The 21678-nt window shown below is 57.5% G+C and carries 20 protein-coding genes and 1 pseudogene; 10 read left to right on the top strand and 11 right to left on the bottom strand.

The features are described 5' to 3' along the window. The 5 genes and pseudogenes from EBL_RS16870 (at nt 1) to EBL_RS16890 (ending at nt 4361) form a co-directional block, all read left to right on the top strand. A complete protein-coding gene (locus tag EBL_RS16870) occupies nt 1-843 on the top strand; it encodes an SDR family oxidoreductase (RefSeq protein WP_002441789.1) in 843 nt (280 codons plus the stop codon). A 133-nt stretch (nt 844-976) separates the two neighbouring features. Further along, on the top strand, nt 977-1351 hold the full coding sequence (locus EBL_RS16875; RefSeq protein ID WP_002441787.1) for a winged helix-turn-helix transcriptional regulator: 375 nt from the start codon (nt 977-979) through the stop codon (nt 1349-1351). 220 nt (nt 1352-1571) lie between these two features. Further along, nucleotides 1572-3071, top strand: coding sequence for a helicase HerA-like C-terminal domain-containing protein (locus EBL_RS16880; protein ID WP_002441785.1), 1500 nt, complete (start codon nt 1572-1574; stop codon nt 3069-3071). Next, nucleotides 3059-3379 (top strand): annotated as a pseudogene (locus tag EBL_RS16885) (DUF1116 domain-containing protein); the annotation flags it as partial. The gene EBL_RS16880 and the pseudogene EBL_RS16885, both read left to right, overlap by 13 nt. A 379-nt stretch (nt 3380-3758) precedes the next feature. Then, nucleotides 3759-4361: a hypothetical protein gene (locus EBL_RS16890; protein WP_002441781.1), complete on the top strand. Its 603-nt coding sequence runs from the start codon at nt 3759-3761 to the stop codon at nt 4359-4361. Nucleotides 4362-4435: 74 nt separating this feature from the next. On the opposite strand, the gene lptG is transcribed toward EBL_RS16890, so the two are convergent. Both lptG and lptF read right to left on the bottom strand, forming a co-directional pair. After that, a complete protein-coding gene (gene lptG / locus EBL_RS16895) occupies nt 4436-5518 on the bottom strand; it encodes an LPS export ABC transporter permease LptG (RefSeq protein ID WP_002441779.1) in 1083 nt (360 codons plus the stop codon). After that, entirely contained in the window at nt 5518-6618 is a 1101-nt protein-coding gene (lptF, locus tag EBL_RS16900; protein WP_002441777.1) for an LPS export ABC transporter permease LptF, read from the bottom strand. The genes lptG and lptF overlap by 1 nt, the downstream gene beginning before the upstream one ends. A gap of 308 nt (nt 6619-6926) precedes the next feature. Here lptF and pepA point away from each other — a divergent pair, with 308 nt between their 5' ends. The 4 genes from pepA (at nt 6927) to EBL_RS16920 (ending at nt 12681) form a co-directional block, all read left to right on the top strand. Next, nucleotides 6927-8438 (top strand): leucyl aminopeptidase, encoded by a 1512-nt coding sequence (pepA, locus tag EBL_RS16905; protein ID WP_002441775.1) that lies wholly within the window; start codon nt 6927-6929, stop codon nt 8436-8438. Nucleotides 8439-8616: 178 nt separating this feature from the next. Further along, nucleotides 8617-9075, top strand: a complete 459-nt coding sequence (locus EBL_RS16910; RefSeq protein ID WP_002441772.1) for a DNA polymerase III subunit chi — start codon at nt 8617-8619, stop codon at nt 9073-9075. 6 nt (nt 9076-9081) lie between these two features. After that, on the top strand, nt 9082-11937 hold the full coding sequence (locus tag EBL_RS16915) for a valine--tRNA ligase (RefSeq protein ID WP_002441770.1): 2856 nt from the start codon (nt 9082-9084) through the stop codon (nt 11935-11937). A 240-nt stretch (nt 11938-12177) separates the two neighbouring features. Continuing rightward, nucleotides 12178-12681: a GNAT family N-acetyltransferase gene (locus tag EBL_RS16920; RefSeq protein ID WP_002441769.1), complete on the top strand. Its 504-nt coding sequence runs from the start codon at nt 12178-12180 to the stop codon at nt 12679-12681. Between the two features lie 10 nt (nt 12682-12691). Here the strand turns inward: EBL_RS16920 and EBL_RS16925 are convergent, their stop codons facing one another. The 7 genes from EBL_RS16925 to rraB form a co-directional block, all read right to left on the bottom strand. Beyond that, entirely contained in the window at nt 12692-13519 is an 828-nt protein-coding gene (locus EBL_RS16925) for a metal ABC transporter permease (RefSeq protein ID WP_002441767.1), read from the bottom strand. Beyond that, entirely contained in the window at nt 13500-14366 is an 867-nt protein-coding gene (sitC, locus tag EBL_RS16930; protein ID WP_002441765.1) for an iron/manganese ABC transporter permease subunit SitC, read from the bottom strand. The genes EBL_RS16925 and sitC overlap by 20 nt, the downstream gene beginning before the upstream one ends. Then, nucleotides 14363-15148 carry a manganese/iron ABC transporter ATP-binding protein gene (locus EBL_RS16935; protein ID WP_002441763.1) on the bottom strand — a complete coding sequence of 262 codons (786 nt, stop codon included), beginning with the start codon at nt 15146-15148 and terminating at the stop codon, nt 14363-14365. The genes sitC and EBL_RS16935 overlap by 4 nt, the downstream gene beginning before the upstream one ends. A 2-nt stretch (nt 15149-15150) precedes the next feature. Continuing rightward, nucleotides 15151-16062, bottom strand: coding sequence for a metal ABC transporter substrate-binding protein (locus EBL_RS16940; protein ID WP_002441761.1), 912 nt, complete (start codon nt 16060-16062; stop codon nt 15151-15153). Nucleotides 16063-16270: 208 nt separating this feature from the next. Then, on the bottom strand, nt 16271-17092 hold the full coding sequence (locus EBL_RS16945; RefSeq protein ID WP_002441760.1) for a hypothetical protein: 822 nt from the start codon (nt 17090-17092) through the stop codon (nt 16271-16273). Between the two features lie 37 nt (nt 17093-17129). After that, entirely contained in the window at nt 17130-17894 is a 765-nt protein-coding gene (miaE, locus tag EBL_RS16950) for a tRNA isopentenyl-2-thiomethyl-A-37 hydroxylase MiaE (protein ID WP_002441757.1), read from the bottom strand. A 57-nt stretch (nt 17895-17951) separates the two neighbouring features. After that, on the bottom strand, nt 17952-18389 hold the full coding sequence (gene rraB / locus EBL_RS16955; RefSeq protein WP_002441755.1) for a ribonuclease E inhibitor RraB: 438 nt from the start codon (nt 18387-18389) through the stop codon (nt 17952-17954). A gap of 162 nt (nt 18390-18551) precedes the next feature. On the opposite strand from rraB, the gene argF reads away from it, so the two are divergent. Then, nucleotides 18552-19559 (top strand): ornithine carbamoyltransferase, encoded by a 1008-nt coding sequence (argF, locus tag EBL_RS16960; protein WP_002441754.1) that lies wholly within the window; start codon nt 18552-18554, stop codon nt 19557-19559. 41 nt (nt 19560-19600) lie between these two features. On the opposite strand, the gene EBL_RS16965 is transcribed toward argF, so the two are convergent. Both EBL_RS16965 and potE read right to left on the bottom strand, forming a co-directional pair. Beyond that, nucleotides 19601-20053 (bottom strand): YhcH/YjgK/YiaL family protein, encoded by a 453-nt coding sequence (locus tag EBL_RS16965; RefSeq protein WP_002441752.1) that lies wholly within the window; start codon nt 20051-20053, stop codon nt 19601-19603. Between the two features lie 140 nt (nt 20054-20193). Further along, a complete protein-coding gene (gene potE, locus EBL_RS16970; RefSeq protein ID WP_002441750.1) occupies nt 20194-21504 on the bottom strand; it encodes a putrescine-ornithine antiporter in 1311 nt (436 codons plus the stop codon). Nucleotides 21505-21678 lie beyond the last annotated feature (174 nt).

Raw genomic sequence — 21678 nt, forward strand, 5'->3', positions numbered from 1 at the left:
ATGACAATTGCAATTACCGGTGCCACTGGTCAGCTCGGTCGCCATATTATCAGCCAGCTACGCCAGCATATCCCTGCCGGGGAGATCGTCGCCCTGGCCAGATCCCCGGAGAAAGCGGCCAATTCCGGCGTGACTGTCCGCCAGGCGGACTATACCCGGCCTGCAACACTGGAAACCGCACTTCAGGGGATCGACACCCTGCTGCTGATCTCTGGTAACGACCTTGGCCAGCGCACAGCCCAGCACGCCAATGTGATTGCCGCCGCCCAAAAAAACGGGGTGCGGCGTATTGTCTATACCAGCCTGCTGCGGGCAGATACCTCACCGCTTAATCTGGCACCTGAGCACGTTGCAACCGAAAAACTGATCCAGCGCTCCGGTATGGCATACACCATTCTGCGCAACGGCTGGTATACCGAAAACTACACCGCCTCCATTCCGGCAGCCCTGTCACTGGGCGCGTTTTACGGCAGCGCCGGTGAGGGCAAGATCGCCTCTGCTACCCGCGCTGATTATGCCGCTGCCGCAGTCGCCGTGCTGACCAGCCCGGGCCATGAAGGCAAAACCTACGAACTGGCGGGCGACCAGGCATATACCCTGGCCGATCTGGCTGCGGAGTTATCTGCCCAAAGCGGTAAGCAGATCCCGTATGTCAATATTCCGGAAGCCGATTATGCCGCAGCGCTAGTCAAAGCGGGCCTGCCTGCTGGCTTTGCGGCGGCTATTGCCTCCTGGGATAGCGGCGCAGCACAGGGAGCTTTATTCGATGACAACCACCAGCTTTCCCGCCTGATCGGACGCACAACCACCCCGCTGGCGCAAAGCATAAAAGCAGTGCTATAAGTTAACGCCCCGGTTACCTGGCTACGGCTAACCGGGCAAACCACAAATACAGATTCCCGTTTTCGCCCTGCCCCCAGAAGTGGTACGCTGCCCCCGCAACCCACTACCTGAACTCAACCTTACCCTGGCGCTAATGATGACCACACCCGAAGACCTTCAGCCCTGTAATGTTATGGCGGCCAGTTGCCCGTCACGCCAGGTTCTGCAACACCTCACCAGCCGCTGGGGGATACTGATCCTGGTTGCCCTGCTGCCCGGCACCCGCCGCTTCAGCGAGCTAAAGCGCACCATTGAAGGCATCAGCGAACGGATGCTGGCCCAGAGCCTGCAGTTTCTGGAGGCGGACGGTATGCTCACCCGCCGATCCATGAATACGGTGCCACCCCATGTGGAATACACCCTCACCCCGCTGGGTGCCACCGCCGCCGCGAAAATGCAGGAGCTGGTGGCATTAATTGAAGATGAGATGACCAGAAAACTGCGCGCCCGGGCCGCTCCCGGCATCTGACTGATGGCCATCCTCACCCGGATTTATCTTTCTGACCAGCCCGGAATCCGGGTTTTGCTCATTTTCTGAAGCCAGCTTCCACCAGGCCTGCCACAAAGCTGCAACTGCGCGTTTTTGCTGCGTAACCGCACGTAATTCAGTGTATTCCCCGCTGTACTGCTGGCCCGACAGGGCTATGCTAGATGCATACCGTTTGAGTAACTCCTGTAAGGAAACGTGAATGACCGATTCGCTGCTGATTGCCCGCACTGCGGACAAAACCCTGAACCTGCTGCCCCATATGGCTAACCGCCACGGGCTGATCACCGGCGCCACCGGGACCGGTAAAACCGTCACCCTGCAAAAAATGGCCGAATCCTTTTCTGAGATAGGCGTACCGGTCTTTATGGCGGACGTAAAAGGCGATCTGACCGGGATTGCCGAAAATGGCACCGCGTCAGAAAAGCTGCTGGCCCGGTTAAAAAACATCGGCGTTACTGACTGGCAGCCCCACAGTAACCCGGTCGTGCTGTGGGATATTTTCGGTGAGAAAGGCCACCCGGTGCGCGCCACCGTGTCCGATCTCGGCCCGCTGCTGCTGGCCCGCCTGCTGAACCTGAACGACATCCAGACCGGGGTGCTGAATATCATCTTCCGGGTGGCGGATGAGCAGGGCCTGCTACTGCTGGACTTCAAAGATCTGCGGGCGCTCACCCAGTATGTGGGAGATAACGCGAAAGCCTTCCAGAGCCAGTATGGCAACATCAGCCCGGCTTCTGTAGGGGCGATTCAGCGTGCCCTGCTGGCGCTGGAGCAGGAAGGCGCCGGGCACTTCTTTGGCGAGCCGATGCTGGATATCCGTGACTGGATGAAGACCGATGCCAGCGGCAAAGGGGTGGTGAATATCCTCTCTGCCGAGAAGCTCTACCAGATGCCAAAACTGTACGCCACCACCCTTTTGTGGATGCTCTCGGAGCTCTATGAGCAGCTGCCGGAAGCTGGCGATCTGGATAAGCCAAAGCTGGTCTTCTTCTTCGATGAAGCCCACCTGCTGTTTAACGATGCCCCCCAGGTACTGCTGGATAAGATAGAACAGGTGATCCGCCTAATCCGCTCCAAAGCGGTGGGGGTGTACTTTGTCAGCCAGAACCCGTCAGACATTCCGGACAACGTACTCGGCCAGTTAGGTAACCGGGTGCAGCACGCCCTGCGCGCCTTCACCCCCAAAGATCAGAAAGCGGTAAAAGCCGCCGCCCAGACCATGCGCGCAAATCCGGCATTTGATACGGAGCAGGCCATTCAGGCTCTGGGAACGGGGGAAGCGCTGATCTCCTTCCTGGATGAAAAAGGCAGCCCGTCGGTCGTGGAGCGCGCAATGGTGATCGCGCCGTGCTCCCGTATGGGGCCAGTGACCGAAGATGAGCGTAACGGCCTGATCAACCACTCCCCACTCTACGGGAAATATGAAGATGCGGTGGATCGGGAGTCGGCATTTGAAATGCTGCAAAAAGGTGTTCAGGCCGCCCCGCAGCAGCAGAATGCGCCGGAAGCCGGTAAAGGTGTCAATGTGGACGACGGTATCCTGGGCGATCTGAAGGATATCCTGTTCGGCACCACCGGCCCACGGGGAGGCAAGCACGATGGCATGGTCCAGACCATGGCCAAAAGCGCCGCCCGCCAGCTGACCAATCAGATTGTGCGTGGGGTGCTCGGCAGCCTGCTGGGCGGGCGCAAGCGCTAACCCGGATAACACCCGGCAGCAGTATTATTGCTGCCGGGTGCTTAAACCCGGGCGACGAAATGCAGGAGATCTACCTTGCCCACAACCCACTCTTTACCATTCCCGCATGGCAATTCCGGGGCGCGTGTATGGGGCTGGATATCCGCAGGGTTGTGGAAACCGGCATTACACCGCTGATCAACACCGGTATCGCCCACCGGGAGCCCGGCATTGGCCAGATTGGTGCCGGTACTGTCAGAGCACCGCTGGCCTGCTTTGAGCAGGGGCTGGAAATACTGGCCCGGGAACTGGGTATTCATGTGGCATAACCGCCGGAGCAGGCCATGGTGATAAGCCGCCAGCCCGGTGCAAACGGAGCCCGCCAGGAGGGCGCATAATGCCGGACCAGGCCGCCCTCAGACCCTTCAGCAAAGTTGCGGAGATGAGAAGTTTTTCTCTTACGGCCCCGGCATTATTTCCGCCACCTGATAATTACCCGCAGATATCATCATGGAAATAAACAATAAGAATTATGTAATATCACCAGGGATTATCTGATTCTGATGTATTTTTAATCTTAAGCAATATTTCAACTAATAAATATTATTTACATATCATTACTGCCCCCGGTAAATGTACCCTGTCAGCACTCTCTGAGATACATGTCCCTTTCGCGTATACAAGTTAACCACCGGATATATTTTCGTTATGAAATCTAAGCATTTTTTATTATTACTTCCGTTTATGCTTGCCGCCTGTAATGATGAAAATAAAATTAACTGCGCTTCTGAACAAAGCCAGTCTGCTCTGATTAATACCATAAAATCCCAGGCCCTGGCCTCTATATCCCAGCAGACCATGGATTACACTGATGTAACTAATCAGTTAAAAATAAAAACGCTGGAAAAATTAAAATTAACCACGTCGCAAATTACCACCGTCTCTGACGATCCGGAGAGCATGATGAAAACATGCTCCTCCACCGTGAGTATGAAAGTTGATCCGGAGCACTACACCGCGTTATCCAACTTCTATACATCACACTACGCCAGAAACATGGATAAAGTGCTGGAAGACTACACCCTGGAGCAGAAGGCCAGCGTCTTCACGGCGAAAGTGAACTACACCCTTCAGCCCGGTGCGGATGAGCACAGCGTGGCTGTCCGGTTAGATGAGCACAACGCCATCTCATCCGGTACGGCGTTTTTATCCGTGCTGGACATTACCATTCCCATTATCCGGCAGGCCGATATGCGCGCGCAGCAGCCTCAGCAGGACGGGCAAAAACAGGCCGCAACCCAGCAGATGTAACCCCCGCGGCCAGGCCACAGAGATAAAAAAGCCCGCGGCATCTGCGCGGGCTTTTTGATATCCGGCTTGTCTGGCTAACTGCGTTTCACCAGCAGCCACAGGCTAATCAGCAGGAAGGTCGCACTCGGAAGCAGTGCCCCGAGGATCGGCGGAATATTGTACACCAGGCTCAGCGGCCCGAAGATCTGGTCCAGCACATAGAACACAAACCCGAAACTTATCCCGGTGACCACTCTCACCCCCATAGGCACACTGCGCAGCGGCCCGAAGATAAACGACAGCGCCATCAGCATCATTACCGCGACCGATACCGGCTGGAAGATCTTGCTCCACATATTGAGCTGATACTTGCTCGGATCCTGGCCACTGGCTTCGAGATACTTCACATAATTGTGCAGCCCGCTGATCGACAGCGCATCCGGATCCAGCGCCACCACCCCTAACTTATCCGGGGTGAGCTTGGTCTTCCACACGCCGCTTACCAGCTGGGAGCCCTCTATCTGGTTGTGATTTTTCAGGTCAGACTCATCCACCTGAGACAGGGTCCACGCTTTGTTCTTCGCGTCATAACGGGCGGATGCCGCATAGCGCACGCTCAGCAGGCGGCGCTGATCGTTAAACGTGTAGATGCTGATACCGTTGAGCTCATTGTTGGCGCGCACATGTTCGATATACACAAAACTGTTGCCGTCTTTCGCCCACAGCCCTTCCTGGGTTGAAAGCAGCGAGCCGCCATACATCTGCTGAGCCCGGTAGTTACGGGCCATCTGCTCACCCTGCGGGGCCACCCACTCGCCAATCGCCATGGTCAGCAGCACCAGCGGGATGGCGGTTTTCATTACCGATGACGCCACCTGCATACGGGTATAGCCGGAGGCCTGCATCACCACCAGCTCGCTGCGCTGGGCCAGCATCCCCAGCCCTAACAGCGCCCCCAGCAGGGCCGCCATCGGGAAGAAGATCTGCACATCTTTTGGCGCGCTGAGCAGGGTATACATCCCCGCCCCCAGCGCCGTATAACTGCCCTGGCCGGCCTTTTTCAGCTGATCGACAAATTTAATAATGCCGGACAGCGACACCAGCATGAACAACGTCATCATGATGGTGTTAAGGATGGTTCTGCCGATATAACGGTCAAGTACACCGAAGCCAAACATCACACTGCTCCTGTACGTGAAAACCGGGCGCGTAATCTACGCATCGGCAGGGTATCCCACAGGTTCAGGAACACCGCCAGCCCAATGTAGACAATATTCACCAGCCACATCCAGACGAGCGGATCCAGCTTCCCTTTGGCGGCGTTAGAGCGCAGCGAAGTCTGCAGCAGGAAGAACACCAGATACAGCAAAATAGCCGGCAGCATGGAAAGCACCCGCCCCTGGCGCGGGTTCACCGCACTGAGCGGCACCACCATCAGCGCCATAATCGCCACCGCCAGCACCAGCGTCAGCCGCCAGTGGAATTCTGCCCGGGCCTTGGCGGTATCCGTTTGCCACAGGGTGCGCATACTCATCTGCTCCACATCGTTCGGATCCAGCGTGGCGGCCTGGTGGCCCACTATCGCCTGGTAATCTTTAAAATCCGTAATGCGGAAGTCGCGCAGCATCGCCGTGCCTTCAAAACGGGTGCCTTCGTTGAGCGTAATCACCTGAGTGCCGTCTTTACGCTGGGAAAGCTGGCCGCGATCGGCCACCACCACAGACGGGCGCGCGTTATTTTTCGGGCGCAACTGGGCCAGAAACACATCGTGGAAGGTGCTGCCGTCCACGCTTTCGATAAACAGCACCGCGCCGCCATCGCTGGACTGCTGGAACTGGCCCTGAGCCAGCGCCGCCATGCCCGGGTTGGCTTTTGCCTCTGCCAGCACTTGATCCTGATGCCGCGAGGACCACGGCCCCGCCCACATAACGTTGATGGCGGCAAAAATGCCGGTCAGCAGGGTGAGCAGCATCGCCGCTTTGATCAGCACGCCGTTACTCAGCCCGCAGGCATGCATCACGGTGATTTCACTTTCAGTATAGAGCTTGCCGAAGGTCATCAGCAGGCCCATAAACAGGCTCAGGGGTAAAATCAGCTGGAGCATTTCAGGCATGCCCAGCCCTAATAATGAAAGGACTAAATTGGTGGGAATTTCACCGTCAACCGCCGCTCCCAGGATCTTCACCAGCTTTTGACAGAAAAAAATCAGCAGCAGGATGAACAAGATCGCCAGTTGGCTTTTGAGCGTCTCCCGGACGAGATATTTTATGATAATCACATTAAATACGCCTGTGAAAACGAGTATTTTTGCTGGAAAATTGCTTGTTTCATCGCTTAAACGTCATTTATGCTCTGGAGTCGTTGAAAAACATCGCTAAGATTATACTCGTTACGTTTCAGGTACGGATTACCGGCCTGAGTGCGCGGAGTGGTCATCGGTTGCGCGCTTCGGGAGCATAAGACGTACCGAAACGTAAACACCTTAAGATTAACACGAAGTCATCACAACAGCGGTCATGCGTTATGAAAGGTTGTAATTCTATCCATACCAGCCGCTGTTGTCTTTAAGATTCAGGAGCGTAGTGGATGGAGTTTAGTGTAAAAAGCGGCAGCCCGGAGAAGCAGCGGAGCGCCTGCATCGTTGTTGGTGTCTTTGAACCACGTCGCCTCTCTCCGATTGCCGAGCAGCTGGATAAAATCAGTGACGGTTACATTAGCGCCCTGCTGCGCCGTGGCGAACTGGAGGGCAAACCGGGCCAGACCCTGTTGCTGCACCACGTTCCTAATGTCCTGTCTGAGCGCATTCTGCTTATTGGCTGCGGTAAAGAGCGCGAGCTGGATGACCGCCAGTACAAGCAGGTGATCCAGAAAACAATCAACACCCTGAACGATACCGGCTCAATGGAAGCGGTATGCTTCCTCACCGAGCTGCACGTTAAAGGGCGCAGCACCTACTGGAAGGTTCGCCAGGCGGTGGAGACCGCCAAAGAGACCCTCTACAGCTTCGACCAGTTAAAAACCAATAAAGTCGAGCCGCGCCGCCCGCTGCGCAAAATGGTCTTTAACGTCCCCACCCGCCGTGAGCTGACCAGCGGCGAGCGCGCCATTCAGCACGGTCTGGCCATTGCCGCCGGGATCAAAGCCACCAAAGACCTCGGCAATATGCCGCCCAATATCTGTAACGCGGCGTATCTGGCCTCCCAGGCCCGCCAGCTGGCGGATGCCTACAGCACCAGCCTGGCCACCCGGGTCATAGGCGAGCAGCAGATGAAAGATCTCGGTATGCATGCCTATCTGGCGGTGGGTGCCGGCTCGCGTAACGAATCCCTGATGTCGGTCATGGAATACAAAGGCAGCAGCAACCCGGAAGAGCGCCCGATTGTGCTCATCGGTAAAGGGCTGACCTTTGACGCAGGCGGGATCTCCCTTAAGCCTGGCGAAGGGATGGACGAAATGAAATACGATATGTGCGGCGCCGCGGCAGTATACGGCGTGATGCGCATGGTGGCAGAGCTGCAACTGCCGCTTAATATCGTGGCGGTACTGGCAGGCTGTGAGAATATGCCCGGCGGCGCGGCCTATCGCCCCGGCGATGTGCTGACCACCATGTCCGGCCAGACCGTTGAAGTGCTCAATACCGATGCGGAAGGCCGCCTGGTACTGTGCGACGTGCTCACCTATGTTGAGCGCTTCGATCCGGAAACCGTGATCGACGTTGCCACCCTGACCGGCGCCTGCGTGATTGCCCTGGGCCACCATATCAGCGGCCTGATGGCAAACCACAACCCGCTGGCTCACGAGTTAGTAAGTGCTTCCGAACAGTCCGGCGACCGGGCATGGCGCCTGCCGCTGGGTGATGAGTTCCAGGAGCAGTTAGAGTCCAACTTTGCGGATATGGCCAATATCGGCGGCCGCCCGGGCGGGGCAATTACCGCCGGGTGCTTCCTGTCGCGCTTTGCCCGCAAATATAACTGGGCCCACCTGGATATTGCCGGTACTGCGTGGCGCTCCGGCAAGGCCAAAGGGGCAACCGGCCGCCCGGTAGCGCTGCTGGCTCAGTTCCTGCTCAACCGCTCTGGCTTTAACAGCGAAGATTAATTAGTAAGCACACACTTACTTTGCACCCCTGTACTGAGGCAGGGGTGCTCTTCACTTCTTAGCATCCACACCTTCACGAAGCTATACGTGTGCCTGCAGAGCGGCATAAACCGGGTATACTAGCCAGATGCCGATCTGTGCAGTGTGCCACGGCATCTGTAATTTAACGGGTAACGTAATGAAGAACGCGACTTTCTACCTGCTGGACCATGACAACACCGCTGACGGCCTCAGCGCGGTGGAACAGCTGGTGTGCAGCCTTGCCGCCGAACGCTGGCGACAAGGGAAACGCCTGCTTATCGCCTGCGACAGCGAGCAGCAGGCCATCCGCCTGGATGAGGCGCTCTGGCAGCGCGATGCCCACAGTTTTGTCCCGCACAACCTGGCCGGTGAAGGCCCCCGTGCCGGGGCACCGGTAGAGCTCAGCTGGCCCCAGCGCCGGGGCACCGCCCCCCGGGATGTTCTCATCAGCCTGCTGGCGCAGTTCGCAGATTTTGCCACCGCTTTCCAGGAAGTGATAGACTTCGTACCTTACGAAGAATCCCAGAAACAGCTGGCCCGTGAACGCTACAAAGCGTACCGCGTTGCCGGTTTCCACTTGACTACGGCCACCCCGCCGGTGCCCGGAACGACATAGCAGACAATGGAAAAGACATACAACCCCCAAGATATCGAACAGCCGCTTTACGAGCACTGGGAACAGCAGGGCTACTTTAAGCCCAATGGCGATGAGAGCCAGGAAAGTTTCTGCATCATGATCCCGCCGCCGAACGTCACCGGCAGTCTGCATATGGGTCACGCCTTCCAGCAGACCATCATGGATACCATGATCCGCTACCAGCGTATGCAGGGCAAAAACACCCTGTGGCAGGTCGGTACTGACCACGCCGGTATCGCAACCCAGATGGTCGTTGAGCGTAAAATTGCCGCTGAAGAGGGCAAAACCCGCCACGACTACGGCCGCGATGCGTTTATCGACAAAATCTGGCAGTGGAAGGCTGAATCCGGCGGCACCATCACCCGCCAGATGCGCCGCCTGGGTAACTCCGTGGACTGGGAACGTGAACGCTTCACCATGGACGAGGGGCTGTCCAACGCGGTGAAGGAAGTCTTCGTGCGCCTGTATCAGGAAGATCTTATCTATCGCGGTAAGCGCCTGGTGAACTGGGATCCGAAGCTGCGCACCGCGATTTCTGATCTCGAAGTGGAAAACCGCGAGTCTAAAGGCTCCATGTGGCATATCCGCTACCCGCTGGCAGACGGCGCAAAAACCGCCGAAGGTAAAGATTATCTGGTGGTTGCCACCACCCGCCCGGAAACCCTGCTCGGGGATACGGGTGTCGCCGTTAACCCGGAAGATCCGCGCTATAAAGACCTGATCGGTAAATTCGTGATCCTGCCGCTGGTTAACCGCCGGATCCCGATTGTTGGCGACGAACACGCCGACATGGAAAAAGGCACCGGCTGCGTGAAAATCACCCCGGCCCACGACTTTAACGACTACGAAGTGGGCAAGCGCCACGCCCTGCCGATGATCAACATTCTGACCTTTGACGGTGATATCCGTGAAAGCGCCGAAGTGTTCGACACCCACGGCTGCGAGTCTGACATCTACCCGGCCGACATTCCGGCAGAGTTCCAAAAACTGGAGCGTTTCGCCGCCCGTAAAGCAGTGGTTGCCGCTGTCGATGCCCTGGGCCTGCTTGAAGAGATCAAACCCCACGATCTGACCGTACCGTACGGCGACCGCGGCGGTGTGGTTATCGAACCGATGCTGACCGACCAGTGGTACGTGCGCGCCTCCATTCTGGCGAAACCGGCCGTGGAAGCGGTAGAAAACGGCGATATCCAGTTTGTGCCGAAGCAGTACGAAAACATGTATTTCTCCTGGATGCGCGATATCCAGGACTGGTGTATCTCCCGCCAGCTGTGGTGGGGCCACCGTATTCCGGCCTGGTATGACAACAGCGGTAAGGTCTATGTTGGCCGCACCGAAGAAGAAGTGCGCCGGGAAAACAACCTGGCCGCCGACGTGGCCCTGCGCCAGGACGAAGACGTGCTGGATACCTGGTTCTCCTCCGCTCTGTGGACCTTCTCCACCCTGGGCTGGCCGGAAAATACCGACGCCCTGCGCCAGTTCCACCCCACCAGCGTGATGGTGAGCGGCTTCGACATTATCTTCTTCTGGATTGCGCGCATGATCATGATGACCATGCACTTCATCAAAGATGAAAACGGCAAACCGCAGGTGCCGTTTAAGACCGCCTATATGACCGGGCTTATCCGCGATGACGAAGGCCAGAAGATGTCCAAATCCAAGGGTAACGTTATTGACCCGCTGGATATGGTGGACGGGATCTCCCTGCCGGATCTGCTGGAAAAACGTACCGGCAATATGATGCAGCCGCAGCTGGCGGAAAAAATCGCCAAACGCACCGAAAAACAGTTCCCGGAAGGGATTGAGCCTCACGGCACCGATGCCCTGCGCTTTACCCTGGCGGCGCTGGCCTCTACCGGCCGCGACATCAACTGGGATATGAAGCGCCTGGAAGGCTACCGTAACTTCTGTAACAAACTGTGGAACGCCAGCCGCTTTGTGCTGATGAACACCGAAGATCAGGATTGCGGCTTTAACGGTGGCGACATGCAGCTTTCCCTGGCGGATCGCTGGATCCTGGCCGAGTTCAACCGCACCGTGAAGGGCTACCGCGAAGCGCTGGATAACTTCCGCTTTGATATTGCGGCAGGCATTCTCTATGAGTTCACCTGGAACCAGTTCTGTGACTGGTATCTGGAGCTGACCAAACCGGTGATGAACGGCGGCAGCGAAGCGCAACTGCGCGGCACCCGTCACACCCTGGTCACGGTGCTGGAAGCGCTGCTGCGCCTGGCGCACCCGATCATTCCGTTTATTACCGAAACCATCTGGCAGCGTGTCAAAGTGATCGTCGGTAACACGGCGGACACCATCATGCTGCAGCCGTTCCCGCAGTACGATGCATCCCAGGATGACGCCGCTGCCCTGGCGGATACCGAGTGGCTGAAGCAGGCTATCATCGCGGTGCGTAATATCCGCGCCGAAATGAACATCGCCCCGGGTAAACCGCTGGATGTGCTGCTGCGTAATGCGGATGCCGATGCCGTGCGCCGCGTAAACGACAACCGCAGCTTCCTGCAGAGCCTGGCGCGCCTGGACAGCATCACCCTTCTGCCTGCGGATGATAAAGGCCCGGTATCGGTGACCAAAATCATCGACGGTGCAGAGCTGCTGATCCCGATGGCAGGGCTTATCGACAAAGCCGCAGAGCTGGATCGTCTGGCGAAAGAAGTGGTGAAAATCGAGGCCGAGATCGGGCGTATCGAAAGCAAGCTGAGCAACGAAGGTTTTGTGGCCCGCGCCCCGGAGGCGGTCGTCGCCAAAGAGCGTGAGAAGCTGCAGGGCTATCACGATGCTAAAGCCAAACTGATCGAGCAGCAGGCGGTTATCAGCGCCCTGTAAGTTCAGTTGATGCCGGATAATCAGCCGCCCCTTCCGGGGCGGCTTTTTTATGGGGCTGACCCGGGAATATCAGACCCCATCAACGATAAAATCGCGGGCCACCGGCGCACAGAACCGCCTGCGCGAAATAGCCATCCCCCACCATAAGCGTACTGTCTGGTGAGGGGATCCTTTTGCATTCCACCCCCGGGATAGTATTTAATGCTTATCTACTGACCACTTGTAAATACGAGCACTAACATGAGCACCGCGGCCCTCCCCGCACTGAAGATCCGCCCCCTGGCCTTTGCTGATAACGCCGACATTGCCCGGGTTATCCGTGACGTTTCCGCTGAATTTGGCCTGACGGCCGACAAAGGCTACACCGTAGCCGATCCGAATCTTGATGCGCTCTACCAGCTGTACAGCCTGCCGGGCCACGCCTACTGGGTAGTGGAGCAGGATGGCCGGGTGGTGGGCGGCGGCGGCGTCGCGCCACTGTCCGGAGCAGATGCAGATATCTGCGAACTGCAAAAAATGTATTTCCTGCCTGCCGCACGCGGCCAGGGCATGGCAAAACAGCTGGCCCTGCATGCACTGGAATTTGCCCGCCAGCAGGGGTTTCAGCGCTGTTACCTGGAAACTACCGCATTTCTTACCCGGGCCATCGCCCTGTACCAGCAGCTGGGTTTCGAGCATATCGACGGGCCACTGGGGAATACCGGCCATGTGGACTGTGAAGTGCGCATGCTGAAAGCCCTGTAGCGGCCCGGGCTTACGACGAGCCCCGCCCCCGGCGGCGGGAGTCGACGATAAACGCCGCGCAGAACACCAGCGCAAACAGCACCACAATGGTGGGTGCCGGGGCGCTGTCGATAAAAAACGACAAATAGACACCGCTCACCGGGACCAGCGCCGCCACACCTGTCGCCAGAAGCAGCGCCCGGGAAAAACGCCGGGCCAGCAACAGCGCAATCGCCCCCGGGGCAATCAGCAGCGAGACCGATAAAATAATCCCCACCGCTTTCAGGCTTGCGACAATCGTCAGCGCCACCATCGCCAGCAGGCCGTAGTGCAGCCAGCCGATCGCCAGGCCGCAGGCCCGGGCCTGCTGCGCATCAAAACTGAACAGTAAAAAATCCCGCCATTTGAGGGCAAGGATCATGATGATCCCAAGAGTGATGACCAGCGTCGGGAGGATATCTTCCGCCAGGATCCCCAGCAGATCGCCAAACAGAATATGATCCAGATGGACCTCCGGCTTCAGCGCGATATACAGCACCAGCCCGGCGGCAAACATCCCGGAAAAGACGATCCCCATCAGGGTGTCCTGTTTAATGCGGCTGTTATCCTTCAGCCAGCCGCTGGCCACAGCGCAAAACAGCCCGGCCACAAATGCCCCGGCGCTGAGCGGCAGCCCCAGCATCCACGCCATCACAATCCCCGGGAAGACCGCGTGGCTCATGGCATCCCCCAGTAGCGCCCAGCCGTTCAGCACCAGAAACACCGAAAGCAACGCACAGGGCAGCGCGATCGCCAGCACCATCAGCAGTGCCTGGTTAATAAACCCGAACTGGAAGGGCTCAAGCAGCAGGGTCAGCATGGGTCGCTCCTGCTCTGGCCCGGCGGCGGCTGGCCAGCAGGCCGTGAACCGGGGCAAAGATAAACACCAGCAAAAACAGCAGGGTCTGGGCGACAACGATAATCCCGCCGGTGGCACCATCCAGGTAATAGCTGAGCCAGGCGCCGAGGAAGCTGGTGATACTGCCTATCGCGACCGCTATCCCCAGCAGGCGCGGGAAGCGATCGGTCAGCAGCCATGCGGTGGCCCCCGGGGTCACCACCAGCGAGATAACCAGAAACGCCCCCACGGTTTGCAGTGCCGCCACCGTGGAGAGGGCCAGCAGCGTAAAAAACAGCAGCTTCAGGCGGGCCGGGCACAACCCCGCAGCCCGGGCATGATGCTCATCAAAAAAGACCACCAGCAGATCTTTCCACTTCAGTGCCAGCGCCAGGGCTGAAACGCCGCCGATAATCCCCAGTTGCACAATATCCTGCGGAGCAATCGCCAGCACATTGCCCAGCACAATGGTCTGGATATTCACGGCAGCCGGATTCAGCGACACCATAAACAGCCCCAGCCCGAAAAACGACGAAAATATCAGCCCGATAATCACATCCTCTTTCAGCCGGGTGCGCTGGTTGAGAAACAGCATACTGCCCGCCGCCAGGCCGCCGGATAAAAACGCCCCCAGCGCAAAAGGCAGGCCGAGCATATAGGCCCCGGCCACGCCGGGGACAATCGCGTGGGACAGGGCATCCCCAATCAGGGACCAGCCCTTTAGCATCAGGTAGCAGGAAAGAAACGCGCACAGCCCCCCCACCATGGCGGAGACCCACATCGCGTTGCGCATATACTGGTAGGTAAACGGCTCAAGCAGCACGCTCATACTCCCTCCCGGGCAGAGGGGCCGTTCTGGCCTGCGCCGCTCAGCAGTACCCCCGGCAACCCGTCACTGAAGGTGCGCAGCAGATTATCCCGGGTAAAGGTGGTGGCCGTGGGGCCACAGGCCACCACCGTTGCGTTGATAAGCAGGCAGTGGTCGCAATACTCCGCCACCGTAGCCAGATTGTGGGTGGCCACCAGCAGGGTTTTCCCCTCCCCGCGCAGCTCCCCCAGCAGGCGGATGATGTTCGCCTCGCTGTTGACATCCACCCCGGTAAAGGGCTCATCCAGCAGGATAACCTGCCCCTGCTGGGCGATGGCCCGGGCGAGGAATACCCGCTTTTTCTGGCCGCCAGACAGCTCCCCGATCTGGCGCTGGCGCAGCGCCAGCATATCCACCCGCGCCAGCGCATCCGTGACAATCTGGCGATCCCATGCCCGGGGAATACGCAGCCACCCCATATGCCCATACCGCCCCATCATCACCACATCTTCCACCAGTACCGGGAAGGACCAGTCCACCTCTTCAGCCTGGGGCACATAGGCCACCAGGTTGCGGCGCAGGGCCTGCCCGGTGGGCATACCGAGGATCTCAATACTGCCGCCCCCCAGGGGCACAAACCCCATCAGCGCTTTAAACAGGGTGGATTTACCGGAACCATTCACCCCCACCAGCGCGGTGACAGAGCCGGCGGGCAGCGAAAAAGAGGTGTCGCGTAATGCGGTATGCCCGTTGCGGTAAGTGATGCTGACACCACGGGCAGAAATGGCGGTGGGCCTGGACATGGCTACTCCTTAAGACCGGCTGAAATGCCCTGAACCAGGGTCCGGGTGGTGACATTAAGCAAATCAAGGTAGGTGGGGACCGGTCCCTGCGGGCCACTGAGGGAGTCCACATACAGCACGCCGCCGTAGCGGGCGCCCGTTTCCCGGGCCACCTGGCGGGCGGGCTTATCCGAAACGGTGCTCTCACTGAATACGGCCGGGATCCGGTGCGCACGAACCTTATCCACCACATGGCGCACCTGCTGTGGTGTTCCCTGCTGGTCCGCATTAATCGGCCAGAGATAAAGCTCCTTAAGCCCGAGATCCCGGGCAAGATAAGAAAAGGCCCCCTCGCTGGACACCAGCCAGCGTTTATCCTCCGGCAGTTGCGCCACCTGCTCACGCAGTGGCCCGAGTGTGGCGGTAATCTTCTGTTTGTAGTCCCGGGCATTCTGGCGGTAGATCTCTGCGTTTTGGGGATCATATTTCACCAGCGCATCGCGGATGTTATCGACATAAATCAGCGCGTTATCCGGCGACATCCAGGCGTGGGGGTTGGGCTTACCGCTGTAAGGCCCCTCAGTGATGCCAATAGGGGTGACCCCGTTGCTGACAACCACCTCCGGCACCCCGTTCAGGTGCTGATAAAAACGCCGGAACCACAGCTCCAGGTTGAGCCCGTTGGCGAGGATAAGCTGCGCCCCCTGAGCGCGCCTGATATCCCCCGGGGTGGGCTGGTATTCATGAATTTCGGCGTCGGGTTTGGTTATGGAGCTCACGTTTGCCGCCTCCCCGGCCACGTTTTGCGCCATATCGGCAATCACGGTAAAGGTGGTTATCACGTTAAATTTCTCTGCCGCCCGGGCGCTGGCCGTGCTACCCGCAGCCAGAATGGCGCCCAGTAACAGGGGGGTGATTATCTTCACTCTGCGCATTGCGCTCTCCATGATGGTTAAAACAGCAACGAAAATAGCCTGTGCTATGTTTTATAGCACAGGCTATTTTTAAGTGAAAATGCGTATCATTTAAATCAACAAAAAACTAAAAATGCACCAGGGTGGGTAAAAAACAGCCGCGGGGCGAACAGCAGGCAGGTAAACACAGACCCCGGTCAGGGTCTGTGTCTTTGTATCGTTGGGAAAATCAGTGGGCGTCCGGGCTTCCGGCGGCAACGGAGTAGCGAATCACCCCGGCGGCGTTTTTCTCAGGCAGGGCGAACACCTGGCGCCACAGGTCCTGCACCATATTGCACATTGCCATCTCTTTGCCGCTGGCCTTATGGGGCTCTGCCAGCAGGGCAAAATCCTCGCCGTACTGCGCCATCATATTGCGCACGATCGGCTGAATATCCCGGTGGGCCTGCTCACGCTCCCCGGGGGTCACCTGGTGTTGCCGGGGGCCAAAAGAGGCGTTGTACATCGCCACATCGGCGTCCATACGCTGTGCTATCTGCTCGCGGGTCAGCAGCTGAACCGGGTTAATGCCGCCGCGCACTTCCGGGTATAAAAAGCGAAAGCAGGTCTCCGCCCCCAGCTTCTGAAGCTGCGCGGTCTGGGCCATATTGGCGCGCATATAGTTAACTGTTTCGGTATCCGGTGCCAGCTGCAGCCGCTGGACCGAAATACGCAGCACCTGTTGCTGGAGCGCGTCGATCCGCGCCTGCTCCTCCTGCCCCCCCTGGTGCATGGCGTCTATCTGGCGCTGCAGTTGCAGCCAGACCGCCGGTTCATGCTGGCGGATAGCCTGATATAAGGGGGTGGTGTCAGGAGACTCCGCCCCCACCACTGCCGGGGCCACATCATTCTGCGGTTGCGGGCGGTGCAGCATCACCGCGCCCCCCACCACAACCACCAGCGTAATGGCCAGGGCACTAAACCGTATACCCGCCGGGCGCTTACGCACCAGGATATACACCATCAACAGCAGCACTAACCCGGACAGGGCGACTGCGGGTAATCCGTTCATTTTTTTCTCCACCGGGTGCGTTCACGCACCGGTCGTACTATGCGGTTACCGGTACACCGCTGTGAAAGCGAAACTCACTGTCCGGGGTGGATATCAGCCAGGCTTCCCGCTCACCAAAGTCGCGAATGCGCCCGGCCAGATCCACCCCGGAAATCTGCTGCGCCAGGTTCAGGTAATCCTGGTAGTGGCGTGCCTCCGAGCGCAGCAGCGAAAGGTAAAACTTTTGTAGCGGAGCATCCAGATAAGGCGCCAGCGCCGCAAAACGTTCACAGGAGCGCGCTTCGATATACGCGCCACAGATAAGTTTATCCACCAGCGTCAGCGGCTCATGGGTGCGCACCTCGCTGAGCATCCCCCGGGCATAGCGGCTGGCGGTTATCTTCTGATAGGGAATATTACGCGCCAGCATCACTTCCCGCACCTGCCAGAAGTGGTGCAGCTCCTCTTTAATTAATAGCACCATACTGGCGATCAGTTGCTGCCCCCAGGGATCGTCGGTGACCGGCATCCGCGCTTTACTAATCTGTTTATGCAGTGCGGCAAAATCCGGCTGCGGACCGTCGCGAAAGGCAAATGCCTCATAGGGGCGCAGCGCATTAAGCAGCGCCTCTGATCCGGCTTTGTCCGCCACATATTTACGCACCAGCAGCATGGCGGTCTGGGCGGCTTTTAATTCGCAGATCAGGTGGTCGGTTAACAGTAACGGCAGGTGCTCGGGGCGGCGAGCGTACTCCAGCCAGGCCCGGGGGGTAGGACAGTGTAAAAACTGGTGGATGGGGGAAAGTAGCGCCTGGTAGTCCATGCATAAATCCTTGATGGTGCGGCAAACGCCGCACCGGGAAACATCTCACGCCGGGGATTAATGGCGCACGCCGTTGTCGTCGTCGTCAACGCCGTCTTCGTCCTCTTCGCCGTCTTCGTCCTCTTCGCCGTCTTCCCCATTCGGATCTTCGTAGTAGGTGCCCCAGCCGTCATATTCAACGTTGAATTTTTCCGCCAGGTTCATCAGCTGCTCAACCTGAGCGTCGATAAGCTCCGCGTTCAGGGCGCATTCGCTCAGGGCGTCGCAGCAGATAACCACCAGACCGTCTTCCACTTCCAGCTCTTCCGGCTCGGTCACTTCGTAGCCCATTTTAAAGGCTTCCACCGCGACCTTTTCCAGGTCATCAAACTCATCAGCGGAGAAATGATGCTCGATGGTGTACAGCGCGTCCGGATCGCTGCCATCTTCCAGTAATTCTTCAATAATCAGGCGTGTTTCTTCGCGTTGTTCTTCCAGGAGTTCCGGGTTTGCCATAGGGAGTTCCTCATCAGGTCGGCAGGTAGCGCTATTCTCACATACCCGGCCCATTGCCTCCAGCATTCGCCTCAAAGATTTCGTAAACAGTATTGCAAATGAATAAACATCCATATAAATTGAATTTTAATTCAACAAGTGGCCTATGCCATGGAGGTTCAAATGCACGCTCTGTATCACAAATCATTCCTGAAATTACTCGACTTTACCCCTGCCCAGGTGCTGGGTTTCGTGGCCCTGGCCGCTAAGCTCAAACATGACAAAAAAAGCGGAACCGAAGTCCCGCTACTCACCGGTAAAAATATCGCGCTCATCTTCGAAAAAGACTCAACGCGAACCCGTTGCTCTTTCGAAGTTGCCGCGTATGACCAGGGCGCGCGCGTCACCTACCTTGGCTCTTCCGGTAACCAGATTGGCCACAAAGAATCCATTAAAGATACCGCCCGGGTGCTGGGCAGCATGTACGACGGTATTCAGTACCGGGGTTACGGCCAGGAGATTGTTGAAACGCTGGCCGCCTATTCCGGGGTGCCGGTGTGGAACGGCCTGACGGACGAGTTCCACCCTACCCAGCTGCTGGCCGATCTGCTGACCATGCAGGAGCAGCTGCCGGGCAAAAGTTTTAATGACATGACCCTGGTCTACGCCGGGGATGCCCGTAATAACATGGGCAACTCCATGCTGGAAGCCGCCGCCCTCACCGGCCTGGATCTGCGCCTGGTGGCCCCGAAGGCCTGCTGGCCAGATCCGGCCCTGGTGGCAGAGTGCGAAGCGCTGGGGAAACAAACCGGCGCCAGAATCACCCTGACTGAAGATATCGCCAGCGGCGTAAAAGGCGCGGACTTTATCTATACGGATGTCTGGGTATCCATGGGCGAGCCAAAAGAGAAGTGGGCCGAGCGTATCGCCCTGCTGCGTGACTATCAGGTGAATAAGCAGATGCTCGATCTCACCGGTAATCCGCAGGTGAAATTCCTGCACTGTCTGCCTGCATTCCATGATGATCAGACCACCATGGGTAAACAGATGGCGGAAACCTACGGCCTGCACGGCGGTATGGAAGTAACGGATGAGGTGTTTGAATCAGAAAACAGCGTGGTGTTTGCCCAGGCGGAAAACCGCATGCACACCATTAAAGCGGTGATGGTCGCCACCCTGGCGAAGCCGTAACAGCTGCGGAGCGGGCGCCACTGCCCGCTCCGCAAACAGGATTATTCCATGCGCATTTTTACCACAACTTTGCGCACTTTTGCCGGGTCACCCACCGCGCACAGCGGTTTGTGTACTTCGCCCGGGTAGAACACCACAAAATCCCCTGCACTGAGGATCACGGTCTTCTCCTGTTCCCCTTTTGCCAGGAAGGCGATATCTTTCTCCGCCAGCCAGTCAGTATCCGGCTTACCTGCCGGCAGGGTGCTGAATGTCATCCCTTCCATTCCCCGCATCACAATCTGGATATCCAGGTAACGCGCGTGGTACTCCGCACGGCGATCGGCAAAAGGCTCAGTGCTGTCTTCAGATACCAGCATAAACAGCCGGTCACCATCGATATCATGCTTACCCAGCGCCGTTTCCGGGGTAACGTGCTGTTTAACATGCTCAATAGCCTGGCGCAGTTCCGCCGGCAGCCATGATTGCAGTGAATGAATATTGCCAATGATCATCGGAGTCCCCTGTTTAAAATCAAAACAATGTTTTAAATTTATTTATACGCTTCACCGGCCCGGGGCTCCAGCCCTTTTGGTTAAAAACCTGCGATAGCGCATAATTGCCGGTAAATCCCACAATACCGACTTGCACACTGTCAGACATTGCGCATTTCAAAACGCGGTGAAATCAGCCCGTACAGTGTCCAGCCCAGGAAGGTGACTATCGCACCATACATCATGGCCTGCTCACCGGAGGAGTACAGGGCATAGAAGCTGTACAGCGCCCCGACCAGCGCAATGATATTGGATGCCCGGGCCTTAGCCGGTGCCACTTTCGCCGCTTTCTGAATTACCATCAGCGCCGCCATGGACAGGATATAAGGAATAATATTGGTCACCACGGCCAGGTTAACCAGCACGTTGAACTGGCGGTTCAGCGACGGGCTAATGGTCATAAACGACAGCAGCGTCTGGATAATCACAATCACCAGCATCCCTTTTAACGGGGCATCGGCTTTGGTGACCCGGGAGAATACCCGCGGGAAGTAGCCTTCATCTGCTGAGGATTTAAAGACCTGGGCGATGGTGAACTGCCAGCCCAGCAGGGAGCCACAGCAGGAGATAACCATCAGCGCGGTAACCACTTTACCGATTGTCGGGTTAAAGATATGGGCAAAAGCCATCCCGAACGGGGCGGTTGAATTCGCCAGATCCATATTCGGCACAATACCGGCAATCACGTTAGTGGAGACGATATAAATCACCGCCGCACCCAGTGTCCCGCCCAGTACCGCGATAGGGACGTTCTTCTCCGGGTTTTCTACCGCGTCGGTATTCGCACAGGCAGATTCCAGCCCCAGGAAGGCCCACAGCGTCATAGAAATAGAGGCACTGATCGCTTCAAAAATCGGTGCGTGATGCGGGTTCCAGGCCTCGGCATACATTGACGGGCTAAACCAGAACCAGCCAAAAATAGACAAACCAACTACCGGAATAATGACACCCCAGACGGTGATCCCGCTGATCTGGCCGGTAATGCGCGCGCCCCCGAAGTTCGCAATGGTACATACCCACAGCACGGCAATGGTCGCAATACAGATAGCCACCGGGGATAAAGAGGCACCAAACAGGTCAGTACCATAACCTACCGCTGAAATTGCAATCGCGATATTGGCAATAAGCAGGGATACCCCGTAGGTATAGTTCGCCATAAAGTTACCGGCTTTCCCGAAGGCATATTCCGCATAGCCCCCCATCCCGCCGGATTTTTTACTGAACATCCCGCACTTGGCGAATGCCCAGGCAAGGGCCATCGATCCCACCGCGGTTACCAGCCAGGAGACAATAGAAATTGTCCCGACTTCAGCCAGCTTGGTGGGCAGCATAATAATCCCGGATCCCATCATATTCACGGCAGTTAAAATGGTGAGCTGTACCACACCCATTTTATTTTTTGCTGTACTCATAATATTTATCCTGCTTTTGAGCGTGGGGATTGTGCATATCATGCACTGCCCAATCCCCACTTATAAGGATCTGCCCTTCAGATTACTTGCCTGGCTATATGTTGTGGGCGTAAATAACCCCGCCCGTTAACTACTGCCTGTATCGGTGGGGCAGTCAGCGGTGTTTTCACCTGC

This window comes from Shimwellia blattae DSM 4481 = NBRC 105725, assembly GCF_000262305.1.
Taxonomy (GTDB): Bacteria; Pseudomonadota; Gammaproteobacteria; order Enterobacterales; family Enterobacteriaceae; genus Shimwellia; species Shimwellia blattae.